The organism is Bacillus sp. NPDC094064, assembly GCF_050279585.1.
GTDB lineage: Bacteria > Bacillota > Bacilli > Bacillales > Bacillaceae_G > Bacillus_A.
This window is the reverse complement of record NZ_JBNNUI010000001.1, coordinates 104680-120338: the sequence shown is the minus strand read 5'-3', so window position 1 is coordinate 120338 and position 15659 is coordinate 104680. Positions and strand designations below refer to the sequence as shown.

19 protein-coding genes and 1 pseudogene are annotated in these 15659 nt (G+C 35.3%); 5 read left to right on the top strand and 15 right to left on the bottom strand.

The features are described from left to right. The 4 genes from ACQKNI_RS00620 to ACQKNI_RS00605 form a co-directional block, all read right to left on the bottom strand. A partial coding sequence (locus tag ACQKNI_RS00620) for an anti-sigma-I factor RsgI family protein (protein WP_427282102.1) occupies window positions 1–1224 on the bottom strand: 1224 nt, incomplete at its 3' end. Beyond that, on the bottom strand, window positions 1217–1939 hold the full coding sequence (sigI, locus tag ACQKNI_RS00615) for an RNA polymerase sigma factor SigI (RefSeq protein ID WP_088229781.1): 723 nt from the start codon (window positions 1937–1939) through the stop codon (window positions 1217–1219). The genes sigI and ACQKNI_RS00620, both read right to left, overlap by 8 nt. A gap of 569 nt (window positions 1940–2508) precedes the next feature. Continuing rightward, window positions 2509–2751, bottom strand: coding sequence for a DUF3963 domain-containing protein (locus tag ACQKNI_RS00610; protein WP_088229782.1), 243 nt, complete (start codon window positions 2749–2751; stop codon window positions 2509–2511). 147 nt (window positions 2752–2898) lie between these two features. Beyond that, window positions 2899–3378: a GyrI-like domain-containing protein gene (locus ACQKNI_RS00605; RefSeq protein WP_088229783.1), complete on the bottom strand. Its 480-nt coding sequence runs from the start codon at window positions 3376–3378 to the stop codon at window positions 2899–2901. Window positions 3379–3489: 111 nt separating this feature from the next. Here ACQKNI_RS00605 and ACQKNI_RS00600 point away from each other — a divergent pair, with 111 nt between their 5' ends. After that, window positions 3490–4452, top strand: coding sequence for a helix-turn-helix transcriptional regulator (locus tag ACQKNI_RS00600; RefSeq protein WP_088229784.1), 963 nt, complete (start codon window positions 3490–3492; stop codon window positions 4450–4452). Between the two features lie 143 nt (window positions 4453–4595). On the opposite strand, the gene ACQKNI_RS00595 is transcribed toward ACQKNI_RS00600, so the two are convergent. From ACQKNI_RS00595 to ACQKNI_RS00570, 6 genes and pseudogenes are all read right to left on the bottom strand, one after another. Beyond that, the gene (locus ACQKNI_RS00595) at window positions 4596–5345 is read right to left on the bottom strand and encodes an ABC transporter permease (RefSeq protein ID WP_088229785.1); all 750 of its coding nucleotides are present in this window, start codon (window positions 5343–5345) and stop codon (window positions 4596–4598) included. Further along, window positions 5346–6107 carry an ABC transporter ATP-binding protein gene (locus ACQKNI_RS00590; RefSeq protein WP_088229786.1) on the bottom strand — a complete coding sequence of 254 codons (762 nt, stop codon included), beginning with the start codon at window positions 6105–6107 and terminating at the stop codon, window positions 5346–5348. It lies immediately after the preceding gene. A 153-nt stretch (window positions 6108–6260) separates the two neighbouring features. Next, window positions 6261–6602, bottom strand: coding sequence for a DUF1048 domain-containing protein (locus tag ACQKNI_RS00585; protein WP_088229787.1), 342 nt, complete (start codon window positions 6600–6602; stop codon window positions 6261–6263). 75 nt (window positions 6603–6677) lie between these two features. Next, complete coding sequence (locus tag ACQKNI_RS00580; protein WP_098267474.1) at window positions 6678–6998, bottom strand: PadR family transcriptional regulator; 321 nt, start codon at window positions 6996–6998, stop codon at window positions 6678–6680. Window positions 6999–7462: 464 nt separating this feature from the next. Next, on the bottom strand, window positions 7463–8749 hold the full coding sequence (hcp, locus tag ACQKNI_RS00575; protein ID WP_088229938.1) for a hydroxylamine reductase: 1287 nt from the start codon (window positions 8747–8749) through the stop codon (window positions 7463–7465). Between the two features lie 263 nt (window positions 8750–9012). Then, window positions 9013–9249 (bottom strand): annotated as a pseudogene (locus ACQKNI_RS00570) (MazG nucleotide pyrophosphohydrolase domain-containing protein); the annotation flags it as partial. A 60-nt stretch (window positions 9250–9309) separates the two neighbouring features. Here ACQKNI_RS00570 and ACQKNI_RS00565 point away from each other — a divergent pair. Further along, window positions 9310–10356 carry a serine hydrolase domain-containing protein gene (locus ACQKNI_RS00565; RefSeq protein WP_088229788.1) on the top strand — a complete coding sequence of 349 codons (1047 nt, stop codon included), beginning with the start codon at window positions 9310–9312 and terminating at the stop codon, window positions 10354–10356. Window positions 10357–10726: 370 nt separating this feature from the next. Here ACQKNI_RS00565 and ACQKNI_RS00560 read toward each other — a convergent pair whose 3' ends face one another. The 4 genes from ACQKNI_RS00560 to yeiL form a co-directional block, all read right to left on the bottom strand. Next, window positions 10727–10975: a hypothetical protein gene (locus ACQKNI_RS00560; protein ID WP_088229789.1), complete on the bottom strand. Its 249-nt coding sequence runs from the start codon at window positions 10973–10975 to the stop codon at window positions 10727–10729. Window positions 10976–11253: 278 nt separating this feature from the next. Then, window positions 11254–12297: a flavin-containing monooxygenase gene (locus ACQKNI_RS00555; protein ID WP_098252726.1), complete on the bottom strand. Its 1044-nt coding sequence runs from the start codon at window positions 12295–12297 to the stop codon at window positions 11254–11256. Window positions 12298–12501: 204 nt separating this feature from the next. Then, complete coding sequence (locus ACQKNI_RS00550; RefSeq protein ID WP_098252725.1) at window positions 12502–12855, bottom strand: glyoxalase superfamily protein; 354 nt, start codon at window positions 12853–12855, stop codon at window positions 12502–12504. A 13-nt stretch (window positions 12856–12868) separates the two neighbouring features. Beyond that, the gene (gene yeiL, locus ACQKNI_RS00545; protein WP_098357623.1) at window positions 12869–13561 is read right to left on the bottom strand and encodes a transcriptional regulator YeiL; all 693 of its coding nucleotides are present in this window, start codon (window positions 13559–13561) and stop codon (window positions 12869–12871) included. Between the two features lie 110 nt (window positions 13562–13671). On the opposite strand from yeiL, the gene ACQKNI_RS00540 reads away from it, so the two are divergent. The 3 genes from ACQKNI_RS00540 to ACQKNI_RS00530 all read left to right on the top strand — a co-directional run bounded on the left by ACQKNI_RS00540 (window position 13672) and on the right by ACQKNI_RS00530 (window position 15180). Next, window positions 13672–14118 carry a DMT family transporter gene (locus ACQKNI_RS00540; protein ID WP_141552121.1) on the top strand — a complete coding sequence of 149 codons (447 nt, stop codon included), beginning with the start codon at window positions 13672–13674 and terminating at the stop codon, window positions 14116–14118. A gap of 13 nt (window positions 14119–14131) precedes the next feature. Beyond that, a complete protein-coding gene (locus ACQKNI_RS00535; protein WP_098357621.1) occupies window positions 14132–14596 on the top strand; it encodes a DMT family transporter in 465 nt (154 codons plus the stop codon). A gap of 89 nt (window positions 14597–14685) precedes the next feature. Next, the gene (locus tag ACQKNI_RS00530; RefSeq protein WP_098357620.1) at window positions 14686–15180 is read left to right on the top strand and encodes a hypothetical protein; all 495 of its coding nucleotides are present in this window, start codon (window positions 14686–14688) and stop codon (window positions 15178–15180) included. A 192-nt stretch (window positions 15181–15372) separates the two neighbouring features. Here ACQKNI_RS00530 and ACQKNI_RS00525 read toward each other — a convergent pair whose 3' ends face one another. Next, the gene (locus ACQKNI_RS00525) at window positions 15373–15651 is read right to left on the bottom strand and encodes a hypothetical protein (protein ID WP_016126853.1); all 279 of its coding nucleotides are present in this window, start codon (window positions 15649–15651) and stop codon (window positions 15373–15375) included. Window positions 15652–15659 lie beyond the last annotated feature (8 nt).

The window sequence follows — 15659 nt, the reverse complement described above, 5'->3', positions numbered from 1 at the left end:
CCCTCTGCCGTTGTTTTCTTGCTGATTCCCATTATTCCCTTGAGACCCTCTGCCGTTGTTCTCTTGCTGATGGCCACTATTCCCTTGAGACCCTCTGCCGTTGTTCTCTTGCTGATGGCCACTATTCCCCTGAGACCCTCTGCCGTTGTTTTCTTGCTGATTCCCATTATTCCCTTGAGACCCTCTGCCGTTGTTCTCTTGCTGATGGCCACTATTCCCTTGAGACCCTCTACCGTTGTTCTCTTGCTGATGGCCACTATTCCCCTGAGACCCTCTGCCGTTGTTTTCTTGCTGATGGCCACTATTCCCCTGAGACCCTCTGCCGTTGTTCTCTTGCTGATGGCCACTATTCCCCTGAGACCCTCTGCCGTTGTTTTCTTGCTGATTCCCATTATTCCCTTGAGACCCTCTGCCGTTGTTCTCTTGCTGATTCCCATTATTTTCTTTTATTTGCTTAGATTGCTTTTGTTCTATATACTCTTTCTTCTCATATCTTTCTTCTTTTACAGGAGTCGCATCCGGTGATACATCGGAAGGTGACTTTGGTTGCTCTTGATGAGATGGAGTGAGCGATTTTTGCTTCTCATTCTCTTGTTTTATATAAACGCCCGTTCCAACTCCTGCTTTCTTGGCATCCTCCCGTATTTGCATCGTACTGCTTTGATATTCGACTGTAATATGTTTTATCTCATACTCTTTCTTTAATTCCTGCATAGCCTTTTCCAACTGCGGTCCTAGCGACTTGTCCTTCGCAACAGCTGTTAGCATAACTTCCTTATCATTCGTTAAGTACTTATCCTCTTGACTTTGCTTTATAATAGTACGTATTACGTCTTGCACATGTTTATTTTCCCATTGCTTCATTTCTTTTAAAATACGCCTTCCATCATCATTACAAGCTCGCAAATCTATAACACGAAGATCCTTTGTTACGCTCGCCTCTAAGCTCGGGTTTATATCAACTGAGACATAAGCAAAAGCTTTTTCTTCCGGTTGGTTGTAGAAAAACAGGAACACACATAGCAAACAAGCAACAAGTATTGATGCAGACTTTAAGAAAGATGGCATTGTAAAACGCGGTGACCTTTGCTCTTCTTCATCAAACGAGATTTCCTCCCCAATCATGTAAGAGTGCGCTTTTCTATTAAATGTAATAAATTCTCCATTTGGAGTTAAAACAACTACGTTATGTTTTTTTATATCCATTACAATTCCTTTATTCATCATGCTTCCCCCCTCTTATGTAATCAAGAATATATGTATAGTTATTTGCAAAAATAATACACATTGCAATAATGTATTTTCTATGTCGCTCCAACGTTTTACGACTTACCCTAACACGCGGTTCAATATGTTTCAGCGGTAATTTTTTCTTTCGGAACAGCTCTTCCATCATTTCCTCTTCTTTTATAATAATCTTCACAATCTCTATTAAGTGCTCACGCGTATCTCGATGCTTAGGAGATTCTTTAGCAAGCTCTGAAAATGTGATTTTAAACTCAGCTAACACGCTTTGAAAATGGAGAATTTCCTCCTTACGGTTACTATTTTCCATCTCTTTCATATACTCCGTAAGCGATACTTGCATTTCTAACATTTCCTCTTGCTTATCTTCTTTTAAAAAGACAAGGTTATGCTTAGACTCCTTGCGTATATAGTCAATTACATCTCTTTTTATAAGAAGATCAGCAAACGCTAGAAAAGATTTTCCTTTTTTATATGAATACTGTTCAATTGCTTCGTTAAACGCAAACAATCCAATGCTATATTCATCATCCTGTTCTGTAATATATCGGCGGCAGACAGATGAGATTGATTTTCTAATAAACGGCTGATACTGTACGATAAAAGCTTCCTTATCTTCTTCGTTGTTTTGTATGTTACATACGATATCTTCTATTTTCGGTTTCCTTAAAATCTTCATTACTAAACTCAACACTTGTAATCTCCCAACCTCCTTCAAATGGCAAAATGGCCACTAAACAAGTGACCATTTCACCACATTTTGTTAGTACTTTTCTTTGGTCTTGTCTTTTTGCTGTTACTCATATTTTTTGAAGCCAACCTTTTAGATGGCTATTTTTTCTATTTGCGCTAGAGTCAAGTCTGTATTCGGTACTACTTTATTTGTTTTCTTTTGCAATACCACTTGTTCTTCTTACCCTTTTTCTATTTTAACTACAATCTTTGAATAACTCTTCTCTATATTTTTGGTAATTATAACTTTTTCTTTCAGATTCCCCATATTTAATCTAGCAATTTTATTCATACTTCTATGTTGCTTTCGATGTGTACTTTACTTTCTTTACTATATATATTCGTAGATATAAATCATTTTATGGGGGTCAAAAATATTTTTTTATACAAGAAATATTTATTTTAAATATAAAAACCATCCATTTGAAAAAGGATTAATCAAATGGATGGTTTTCTAGTAAGGTTTTCGGATCGAATATATTGTAATCACATACTTCTCATTCTCTTAAGTAGGGATTAAAAATAACCTATTCATAAAGCTACTAAAACTACTACCGTCAAGGCAAAACAAATTGTGATATTTCGAACCCACTTTTGTATATCATCAAAATACCGTTCTAGAAATATAGCGTAAGTATAAACAAAAATAAATAGAACAATGTAAGTAAAAGCACCCAATTTATCGTTAAACTTTTCATTTGTAAATGTGCTTACATGAAGGAATAGAAAAACAAATACTACTATGAATAGCTCAAATATCCTTTTTCTATTCAACCCGCCACCACCTTGCAATAATTACCTTTTTATTCCATTTTATCAGAACATATTGTGTAACGGCATATGAATATTATATTCATGTCAAAAAGGCTAACAATTCAAGATCGTTAGCCTCTACTTTCCATATTCGTACCAATTATTACTTTACTTCCTAACAACTGGAATCCACATTTCACCAAACACTAAGCCATTTCTTTGCCCCATCTCAACCGTTGTATTCGGCCCACCAACATAGGCAAAATCTTTTGCTTCTTGTAAAGCTTGACCGAATGCGATGCCAGTAAGCTTATTACTTAGCTCCTCAGCCGTCTTATCTTCGCCTTTCACTACTAAGTATTCCCCCTTAGGAAACTGAATAACTCTAGACTCTTCTTCTATTTGTGCTTCTGTCATGACACCAGCATAATACATCATCTTATTATTCACCGCTTCGCTCACGGAAAAAATGTAATCATTTGTAGCTAAAGATTTTAAAGTGTCCAGCCTTCCATCCTCTTTAACAGCTGACCAAAAGTCTTCCTTTTCTTTATTTATTCCAACGAAGTCTGTGTATTCGCTCTTAATTTCAGTTCCAATTCCTAACACGATAAAGCTATCTTTTTCTTCTATAGTGTAATTTTTCATTTTCAAAACCTTCCTCTTGTTTTAAATTAATCAAACGATTTACCTTTTCATCTGATGAGTTTATAATATCTTTAAATCATGTCAAAAAATGATACTGTTTAGGAGACTCAAATGAAAAAAGTTGAACGGATTAATACCATCATGCGATATATCAACAACCGCTCCCATTTTACAATTTCTGAAATCATACAAGAATTTAACATCTCGCGTTCGACAGCTGTTAGAGACATTAGAGAAATTGAAGCTATGGGGATGCCACTTGTAGCTGAAGTCGGAAGAGCTGGGGGATATTCTGTTATGCATAATTCTATCTTACCCGTTGTTCGCTTTACTGATAATGAAGTGAAGGCTCTTTTTATTGCCTTTATGGCTACAAGAAATCAACAACTTCCCTATCTAAAGAGTCGTCAATCTTTGGCCGAAAAACTGCTAGGACTCATCTCCGAAACCCAGCAAGATGACCTTGTTCTTTTAAATCAACTCTTGCTTTTTGAAGGGACTAACCCACATAACCCTGATCTACTTGAGCTTTCTGACCTCCCCCATCCTATGTTAGAAAAACTCATCCAAATCCTTCTTTTGGATAGACATTTATTGATTACTGTCAAAGAAGAAGATGAAATCCAGTCCTATCCAATTTATCTATTACACCTTTATAAAGAAAAAAGCCATTGGATCATTGAAGGGTTTGACTTAAAAGAAGAAAAGAAGCTGCTGTTTCCTGTCGATGACCTTATCAATATCGAACCGTACACGACAAAAAAGAGGTTAAATAAGAAAAAGATTTTAGAAAAACTCAGTAAGAAAGACAAAATTATCAACCTGGTACTTGAACTTGGCCCGAAAGCAATTACCCAGTTCAAAAAATACCACCCTTTCAGAGTTTCAATATCTTACACAAACCCTTATCAATCTACAGCCATTTTAAAAACATTTATCGATGTTAACAATTCCGATGAACTGACAGAGATAACAAATTGGATACTTTTCCTAGGAAAACATATTACAATCAGGGAAATGCCTGAAGAAGTATTAGAAAGTTTACAAGAGAGATTATGTTTATATTCCCCATAAACAGTGATCAGTTAGACTTCAAAATATTGAATTAAATTTCATTCGTTACTAGTTGCCCATATTTTCTACTAGAAGTGCGCAACAAATAATAAAAGCACGGAAAATCTTCCCGTACTTTTATTATTTCGGAAGATTTCATTCACTTACCCTAACTGACGTTTAAATGCTTTACTAGCGAAAAAGTAAGAAATAATCATTATACCTACGCACCAAGCAAGTGCAATCCAAATATCGTTGCCAACAGTTCCTTCATATAATAGAGCACGAATCGCATTCACAATCGAAGTTACAGGCTGATTCTCAGCAAACGCACGAACAATTTTTGGCATCGTTTCGGTAGGAACAAAAGCCGAACTAATAAAAGGTAGAAAAATGAGCGGGTACGAGTAGGCTGTCGCCCCTTCCATAGACTTCGCTGTCAGCCCTGGAATGATAGCTAGCCATGTCAGTGCCAGCGTAAACATTCCAAGTATCCCAGCTACCGCAAGCCAATCTAAAATATTAGCACTGGAACGGAAGCCCATTAAAAGCGCAACGAGAATAACCACCACCATAGTAAGGACATTAGCAACAAGAGAGGTTAATACGTGAGCCCATAATACCGACGAGCGCTTGATTGGCATCGTAATGAAACGTGCCATCAGCCCGCTTTTTACATCCGTAAACAATCGTACGGATGTGTAAGCAACACCAGATGCGATAGCCATCAGCAAGATTCCTGGCAATAAATAATTAACGTAGTTATCCGTTCCTGTCTTTATAGCACCACCAAATACGTAAACAAACAACAACATCATCATAATTGGCGTAATCGCTACTGTAATAATCGTATCTGGGCTGCGCATGATGTTGCGCATTAAACGGCCTAGTAATACTCCTGTTTTGCTTTTCATTTACATCTCCTCCTTTTTGCCGATGATCGCAAGGAAAATTTCTTCTAATGTCGGCTGCTTCTCGATATACTCCACTTTTGCTGGTGGGAACATTTCTTTAAGTTCAGTAAGAGTACCAGTCGTAATGATTTTTCCGCCATGCAAGATCGCAATACGATCCGCCAGTTGTTCTGCTTCCTCCAAGTACTGAGTCGTCAATAAGATCGTTGTGCCTCCGCCGGCAAGTTCCTTAACGGTATCCCAAACTTCAATCCGCGCTTCAGGATCAAGCCCTGTCGTTGGTTCGTCGAGAAAAATGACTGCTGGCGTCCCAATCAAACTCATAGCAATATCAAGTCGGCGTTTCATCCCTCCCGAATACTGGTCTGCCCTTTGGTTTGCTGCATCAGTCAGGCTGAATCTTGCAAGCAAATTGTCAGCGACTTGAGTAGGATTAGGAACCTGGCGCAACTTGGCAATCATTATTAAGTTTTCCCTTCCAGTCAGCATGCCGTCTAAAGCTGCGAACTGCCCTGTCAAACTGATACTTTGACGAACATGATTCGATTGACACTGAACATCAAAGTCGCAAATACTTACTTCACCACCATCTTGCTTCATCAGCGTCGAAAGGATATTGACCGTTGTCGTCTTTCCCGCTCCATTTGATCCCAGCAGCGCGAAAATTTCACCGCGCTGCACCTCAAAATCGACTCCCTTTAAGACTTCTTTATCTTTAAAAGATTTTTTTAACCCTTTTACAGAAATCACTGCATGGCTCATACTTGTTCCCCCTTATAAAATTAAATTACCTACACCTCTATTTAGTATCACTGATAATCTGTATTACTTAGTAGCGCTTGAAAATATAACTGAATAGCGATGGCGGCAGTTCACATTTATAACCAGCTAATCAGTCAGTATTACTTATTGCATTTATTTTTTCCCCAATTTCTTCATAATACTTTCATTCAAATCTTCACGATACTTAGAGACATACGTTTTAGCATTTGCCACTAGTTCGTCAGCAAACGATGCTACGTCCTCCCCAGTAATGTCAAGCACTTGTCTGCCTTCCGCTGCACCAGCTTCAAACAAATCGATTAATTCATACTGGATGTGTAACATATCCATCCCGTTACCCGCCGAGAAATTCCACATGTAGTTTTGAATTTTCTTAAACACAAACTGATAGTCCTCTGGCAGTGCTTCAACACGTCCCATCATCATTTTGTACTCTTTTTTATCACCAATTAATTTTTTGAACATTTCCAACATCTTATTTTCCTCCTTTTTTATACAGCAGAACAAGAAACTCTCCAAATATGAGCCGGAACATTTTATATTATGAGGCTAATTTGACTTCAAGACGTTAATTTTTGAAGATACAAAATCCCATTTTTTCCAAAACAATTCAAGCTCCTGGTGGCCAGCTTCATTAAGTGAATAAAACTTACGAGGCGGCCCCATATCTGACGGTTTCTTTTCAATATTCACAAGCTTTTTCTTCTCTAATCGTACGAGGATGGTATAGACCGTTCCTTCCACGACTTCGGTAAACCCAAGATCATTCAGGTGACGTGTAATCTCATAACCATACGTTTCACGGCGGCTAATGATTTCCAGCACACACCCTTCCAGTGAACCTTTCAGCATTTCAGTTAAATTTTCCATATTCTGATCCTCCTTTACCCCCTATTCTGTCTGACTTATATTCAGTATCACAGAGTACTAAGGCGAATTTTTTACTGAATAGATTTTGAGAAACTGCACTATTCAGTATTACTTACTACAACTACATTGTATGACTAAGTAGCGGTGGATGTCAACTGTTTTTCAAAATTTTTCTAAAATCCGCTATTACCTATTGTTTACTGAAAATATTTTGAGAAACAACACTACTCAGTATTACCTATTACAAGTACATTGTATGACTGAGTAGTCGTGAATGTCAACTCGATTTTTATATTTTTCTAAAACCAACTATTACCTATTAGATACAGTCAATTTTCTTTCCGAAGAAATTTCTCCACATACCTCCCCCGCTAAGAAAAGAAAATACTCCAAAACAAATATTCTACATTTTTGTTTTGGAGCGCTATACTATACCGAAATTAATAAGTCGGATCATATTTTTGTTACGATAACATCATATCCATATCTTCTGCTGCAGTTGTAATTAGTTTTAGACCAAATGTTTCTTGTAATACATCAAGCACACCAGGCGAAATAAATTCAGGAGCCTTTGGACCGATGCGAATATCTTGAATTCCAAGGCTAAATAACCCAAGTAAAATAGCAACCGCTTTTTGTTCAAACCATGATAGGACAATGCTTACTGGCAATTCGTTTACTTCACATTGGAAAGCATCAGCTAAAGCAGCCGCTATTTTCACTGTAGAAATGGAATTATTGCATTGGCCTAAGTCAATGTAGCGCGGAATCTCCGTACCAGGTACCATACCGTAATCCACATCGTTAAAGCGGAATTTCCCGCAAGAAGTTGTTAAAATAACTGTTTCTGGCGGAAGTGAAGTTGCTAATTCACGATAATATTCTCCGCCTTTTCCCGGTGCATCGCAACCGGCGATAACAAAGAAACGCTTTATTTTTCCTTCCTTTACTGCCTCAATAATTTCTGGAGCTAATGATAATACTGTATTATGATGAAAACCTGTCACTAACTGTTCATCCGACTCCATATGTACTTCTGGAAGTTCTAGCGCTTTTTGAATCAATGGTGCAAAATCATCATTTTCAATTTTCTGTACACCCTCTAGGCCTGCAATATCATATGAAAAGAATCGATCAGAGTATGATCCTTTAATTGGCATAACACAATTCGTTGTCGCTAATATGGCACCTGTAAATTTTTCAAAAAGACGTCGTTGATCATACCATGCCTTACCGATGTTTCCTTTTAAATGCTTATATTTTTTCAGCTGCGGATAACCGTGTGCTGGTAACATTTCAGAATGCGTATAAATATTAATTTCTTTTCCTTCTGTTTGCTTTAATAATTCTTCTAATGCAAATAAATTATGACCAGTAACTACAATTGCTTTACCTTCTACATGGTTTTGTGTAATTTGAACAGGCTCTGGAACACCAAAGTGATTCGTATGTGCCTCATCTAACAACTCCATTACTCGTAAAGCTGATTTCCCAACTTTCATAGCCATATCTATATGTTCTTGTTCGTTAAAGTTAGAATTGGTTAATGTCATATACAGCGCTTCTTGCGTCGTAGCATCTACAAATGCATCAGTATACCCTAGCTGAGCAGCATGTGTACGATAAGCAGCAATTCCTTTTAATCCAAACACAATTGTATCTTGCAAACTTGCAATTGTTTCATTTTTACCGCAAACACCTATTACTTTACATCCGCCTGTTGGCGTTTGTTCACATTGATAACAAAACATATCATCCCACCCTTTCCCAATCATTCCTTACAACCTAAGCATAATGCCTATTGAGGAAAAGGGATGTGATATCAATCACAATAATATGTATAAATTTGTGACAGTTCACATTGTTGACATAACATTTTTACTGTCTTCTTATATTAATACTTGGTGATCATTTATTCGCATAATGTATCGGATGACTTTTAAGGAATACAAATAACATATCCATCTAATATTTAACAATTTCCCCCTTTTTAATGGTACAATTAAAACTCAACTTACCATTCACGCTCTTTATTAATCATCATTTTTTCTTTAAACGCCTTCTCTAAATCAATTTCTAACTTATTGGCTAAATCACATACATTCCAAATTACATCAAACATTTCTAAACCAATTTCTCGTTTTGAATCTTGTATTTTATCACGCTTTAATATTACCTCTGCCAACTCACCTAATTCTGCCATTGTATACATCGTACGTTCTTCAATTGTTGTATCTTGAAACCCTTTTTCTCTCTATTAACTACTGTATAATAGAACTAATATTCTGTCCTTTAGAAGAAAGGAGTCACTATGAACTTAAAAAGTAACACTATATATGAGAAAATGAATCAATATTCCGTTGCAGGTTTAAGCCTTGCTGTTATACGTGATGGTAAACTAAATGAAGCGACTGCCTTCGGAACACTGGAATCTGGAACAACTAAAACTGTCACTACGGATTCTATCTTCAATTCTTGTTCTATTAGCAAGTTCATCACTACAATGCTCGTACTAACGTTATCAGATCAAGAAATCGTGCATTTAGATGAAGACGTAAATGATAAACTCACATCTTGGAACATCCCTACTAATCTATTTACTTCACAGAAAAAAATCACGTTGCGAAACTTATTAATTCACCAATCTGGAATCATTGATCCTCCTAATAGTTTTGAACATTATACACTCTCAAAAGGAATACCTAACATGTCAAAACTCCTTGCCGGTAAAACATTATATTGCCCAGTAGCTCTAGAAGTGAGTTATGAACCTGAAAGCGAATTTCACTACTCTGACGCAAACTTTTGTATAATCGAATTACTACTTGAAGATATAACTGGAAAACCATTCAACTTTTTACTTGAAGAATATATCTTTCAGCCACTCCAACTGAAAAATAGTACGATATTCTCTACTGAAGATATAAATAAATTAGATACATTTGCTTGTGGACATAATAAAAACGGCACCGTTACAAATGAAAAATATCCATTTTATCCATTCGCAGCTGCTTCAGGCATTTGGACAACACCGACTGACTTAGCGACTATAGTAATCGAACTCATTCATTCCTTACATGAAAAAGGCAAACTAAAACTTTCTCAAAAAACAGTACAAGATATGATTTCCCCTCAAGGCTGTTCAAAATGGACTGGATTAGGTGTTTTTCTAGATGATTCGGATGAGGACCTACAAATTTATTCACTTGGATGGGGCGTTGGATTTCAATGTATGATGGTTTGTTATCCATATAGAGGTAATGGGGCTGTAATTATGACAAATACAGACTTAGGTGTTCATCAAATGGAGGGCATCATTGGTGACGTTGTGAACTACTCGTCACTTAGCAAAGCTTGAAGTGGGAGTTTCTCAGTTCCACGACGAAAGTAACCTTTCGTCTCCCTGAGCGTTACTTCGGGATGTTCCACCCCTAGTTGTCCAACGCTTGGACGCTCTTTTGGTACGGTTGATATTTTACGCAGGAACCGAATGGCTTGGTTTTTGCACTCTATTTTCTTCCTGCTACCTTCTATATCAAGTTATCAAAGAACTTCATATAGCTAGTCTATCAAAAGTTTTTGGCTATGCCAAACCGAAATTCATCTCCCACCTATTGTCGGGCTATCGCCCTTCACACGGTTGAGGAAGGGGAATTCTTTCGGTAAATTCGTTAAAAACGTTATCCTTATACTACAACGAAAGAAGCTGCTCCTTCCAGCTTCTTTCTCTATATAACATTTTTCGCAACAATTTTTATATGTTCCGGCGCGATAATCTCCGTTATACTTTCTTGGAAATCTTCCTGCAACAGTTCTTCAATATGTTCTAACTGCACTTCAACATGTGTGCATTCTAAATTATGTAAGTTTAATAGTGCGTAATGATCTTTCTTCTTAATTACTAAATATTGATTTTCTTCTGTTACAAGTACAGAACCTAATCGGACTCCTAGCAGGCGCTGATCATCAAACTTCACAATCGTTTCCCCTTCCTACTTACAATTGTCATTACTATGAAAACAATCAAATTTAAGGAGTTTATTCCTATATTGACTATATCATAATTTACCAAAATATAACTATCATATTTTCATCAAGTAAAAATCCCTATTTCTTATATATTTCGATGCAAAAAACTTTCTCAATAAAAAATGAGAATTTTCAGTTTTTAATTCAATGAAAATCTATTATAATAAAGTTAATAAATGTTTGACCTCTCCTAATTCATGTACATATGGATGATCAGTAGTTGCTACTACTGATCTATTTTTTTGATTTCAGAAAGTAAATACACTGCATCTTTTCCTACACCACAAATAAGTGCAGAACCTCTTTGAGATTGCCACGGCAAACCGAGATAATATAATCCACTTACTGAACTAATTCCCTTTATATGATTAGGAAATCCATTCTCATTTACTGCCTTTTCTATTTCAATCCAGTTATACTCTGAAACAAAACCAGTTGACCATATAATACTATCTGCACTATATGTTTTACCATTCTGAAACATTATTTTATTTTCTGATGCACTTATCACTTTTTCCTGTAGTTTAATTGCTCCATTACGAATGAGTTCCTTACCTTCAAAACCAAAAATGGGATCCTTTTTCTTTTGAAACCACCTTCCTCGCTTTGTATTTATTCCAGCATATAGTAAACTCATTTTTTCTAGCCAATAAAAAATGCTTTTTCTAAAAAGATGTAACGGTAAAAATGTTAATGGATGACCGATAGACATTGTAACTTCATGAGTTTTTGCAAGTTCTACTGCAATTTGCATTCCTGAATTCCCTCCACCTACTACTAACACTTTCCCCCTAGCAATTTGTGATGGTGATTTATATTGTGATGAATGTATTTGATAAACATGTGATGAAAGATGTTGTGAAAATGAGGGGATGTACGGTTGCTGAAAACCACCTGATGCGATAATAACCTTTTTCGATTGTAAAACTTCTGTAGGAGTGTGTAATTCAAATATTTCTTCCTCTTTCCTTATTTTTAAAACTTCCGTTTGCAATTGTACCGGTAGTTGAAAATACTGTACATATTCTTCTAAATACATTGCAATTTCATCTTTATGTGGAAACCCATTTCCTTCTCCTTTTAATATCATACCTGGTAAACTACTATATTCCCTCGGTGTAAAGAGCTGTAAAGAATCATATCTGTTTCTCCATGAATCACCAACTCGGTTTCCTGCCTCAAGTAGTAAAAAATTATATCCTTCTTGCTTCAAGTAATATCCCATTGTTAATCCAGCTTGACCAGCTCCAACGATAATTACATCTAGCATTCTTTTCCTCCTTTCTAATACAAATGAATATATGTTCATTTGTTCATATGTTTTATCATACGATTTGTTTTCCAATAATTCAATCTGTTTAACAATATAAAAAAGAGCAGTTCACTACTTTATGAACTACTCTTCATTCCACTCATTTAACACGTAATTACACTACTCAATTTATGAAAACTTATATATTAAGTTATTACATTTTTACAATCTTTCCTCATACAGTGTAATTCTATTTGAAAATGGATCAATCACAGTTAATTCGATTGTACCCCAAGGTGTTTTTTCTATATCAGGCTTTGAATAAGCATAATCTTTACTTGATAAAATAGCATAATAACTTTTTAAATCCTCTATTTTCATCCGAATTGCACCGCCTGGCGAAGCATCACCATGATGTTCTGATAAATGTATCACAGCATCGTTTAATGCAATTTGCATATATAATGGCATATTTTCCTCATACCGATGTTCCCAATCTAACTTAAATCCTAAAAAATCTAAGTAAAATAGCTTTGCTTTTTCAATATCAAAAATTCTAAATATAGGTATAATTATTTATGCTCTCCTCCTATTTATACACATCTGCTGCCAATTCCCTCAAAATATCTACATTCATCACTTCAAAGCAACCATTGTTTTTCTTGATTATCTCTTTATCACAAAAGGTATTCAAGGTGCGCAATAAATGCCGATAACTCGTTCCTAGCAATTCAGCTATTTCTGTTAAATTCCCGCTAAACACAATTCTATTTCCGTGCTGAGCTGCCCTTTCTCCTGCCGCTAACATGTAACTTGCGAGTCGATTTTCAAGCGGGTATAATAAATTAATTGTACTGTTTTTTGAAAGTCGATTTAACTTATGTGCTAATGATCCACAAATACATCTTAAAAACTTTGCATCATGAAATAGTTGATTTCTCACTTTTCCTAAAGGCAGACCAACACAGTATGAATCTGCCATCACTTGCACATTAGAAGCAGTCTTTTGGGAGTGTATTAATTCTACATCCCCTAGTAACTGTAAACTATCATAAAAGCATAATAATACGGATTTCCCGTTACTTAATGTATTAAACGCTTTCGCTTTTCCTTCCACAAAAAAATATAAGTAATCTATCTCCTCATTCTCCCTACAAATGAACTCATTCTTTTTAAAAAATATAAGTTCCATATATGGTTTCATATCATTACTAAAAAATGAATCAATATTATTTTGTTTCATATACTCTGCTAATTTATTCTTGTTACATACTTTCTTCATACTTCCCCCCACCTTTACAGCTCATCCCCATTGTATACAAAATTTTCTTCTTTCACTATGACATATGTCATAACAATACACAATTTCAGCGTGATACAGTCATTACAAACATGAAATATAAAGGGGATATTACATTGTATAACTTTCTTTCTGTCTTTATCGGGGTGCTTATTGCCATTATGCTTCCATTGAACGGGATTTTATCTGAGATGATTGGCAATTATACAGCCAGTGTCGTCATTCATCTTGTAGGATTAATAGCAGTTGTTTTCGTGCTAATCCTTAACAAAAATAAAATTCACTTTGAAAAAGGCATTCCGCTTTATTTATATAGCGCTGGAGCGATTGGAGTATTCACTGTTCTTTTTAGCAATATAAGTTTCTCCGCACTTGGTGCCTCTATTACGATTGCATTAAGCTTACTCGGTCAATCTATTGCTTCTATCGTTATTGATCATTTCGGTTTATTAGGAATGAAGGTTGCAAAGTTTGAAAAGAAAAAACTAGTTGGATTATTATTCATCTCTTCTGGAATTATAGTCATGACAATTTATTAATGGAGGTAAGAAAATGCTATATATTTGTATCGCTATTTTAGCTGGTGTTTCTATCGTTGTTGCTAGAATTATTAACGCGAATTTAGCAAAGAAAATTGGAAATTGGGAAGGAACGTTTTTCAATTATATTACTGGATTATTTTTCTCTATGATATTTTTAATTTTCAGTTCAGATTCATTTTATATTCCAATGCATACATTACAATCCATTCCTATCGCTGTATACTTAGGCGGATTAGTAGGCGTTATCGTTATTTCATTATCTAACTATATTACTCCTAAAATATCAGCATTTTATTTAACGTTACTCATCTTTATCGGACAATTGTTTATGGGAACTATCATTGATTTCTTCATGACAAACGAGCTATCAATTGGCAAAATTATCGGTGGAATTCTCGTATTAATTGGGCTTACTTACAATTTATTCGTTGATCGCCCTATTAAAACTGTGAAGAATAGCCACGTACAACTATAATACTTTACGCTTACCTATCATATATTAATAGAAAAACTCTTCACACGAAGTAGTAGAGAGGAGAATATTCTATTAAGAAAATCATTTTACTGCTAGGTAGCGCATTTATTATTTTTGGAATCGTATGGTTTTTAAACTCTGGAAAATCTATTCAAGATCTCTATACAGCAAACAAACCGAAAAAGAAAGTGACTATTATTTCAACTTCACGAGATCCAAATGAACCCCCTGTTTTTTTAGGGAAACAGGAAATAAAAGATATACATGTAGAATCAATTAAGACGAAAAAGGATATCTTTCTCACAAAAACAGATGAATTAAAAACGTTCATTACGAGTATAGATACCGCGAAAAAAGGGAAATTAACATTAGATGAAGAAGGCTCAGATTTAATAGATTGTGATATGTGGATTACGTTTGAAGATGGAACTTATAAAAAATATTTCATATGGGTAGTTGATCACGACAATGGCGAAGTGATGATCGCTCAGCAAGATACTCCTGATGATTTAAACCTTACGTATTATCAATTAAATGAAGATAGTTCAAAAAAAGTATATAACTTATTTAAAAAGATTATTTAGTTAAAAAAGTCATGAGCGAAATGTGAAGTGACCACAAAAAGTTAGACACGTTTTTTCATTTTTTATTTTCATCCCTTGAACAAAATATAGAAGAAATTAAAATTGATTTTGTTATCCCCCTGTTAGCGACAACAAAATTCATCTTATGTGAAGTGAGGTGAAAAAGGTTCTCTTAACTGAGAACCTTTTTATTTATCTCCAACGCCATTCTATTTCATTTGAATCAAAATAGACAGCGGGTATTCCAATTCCCTCTAATTGATCATTTTTAGATACAAACCAATTGTTTTCATCCAATAGAATTGGATTTACATCATCTAAAGATGGATTATTTTCATCTACCATTTTGTTAAGAAACTCTTTGAAATCAGAAATATTATTAGTGAAGTTAATATCCCCATACATCCAAAAACCATCACCATTTGCATTTGAAATATCACCTAAATGTATGTCTTTAAAGTATAGTTTCATAGCGAATA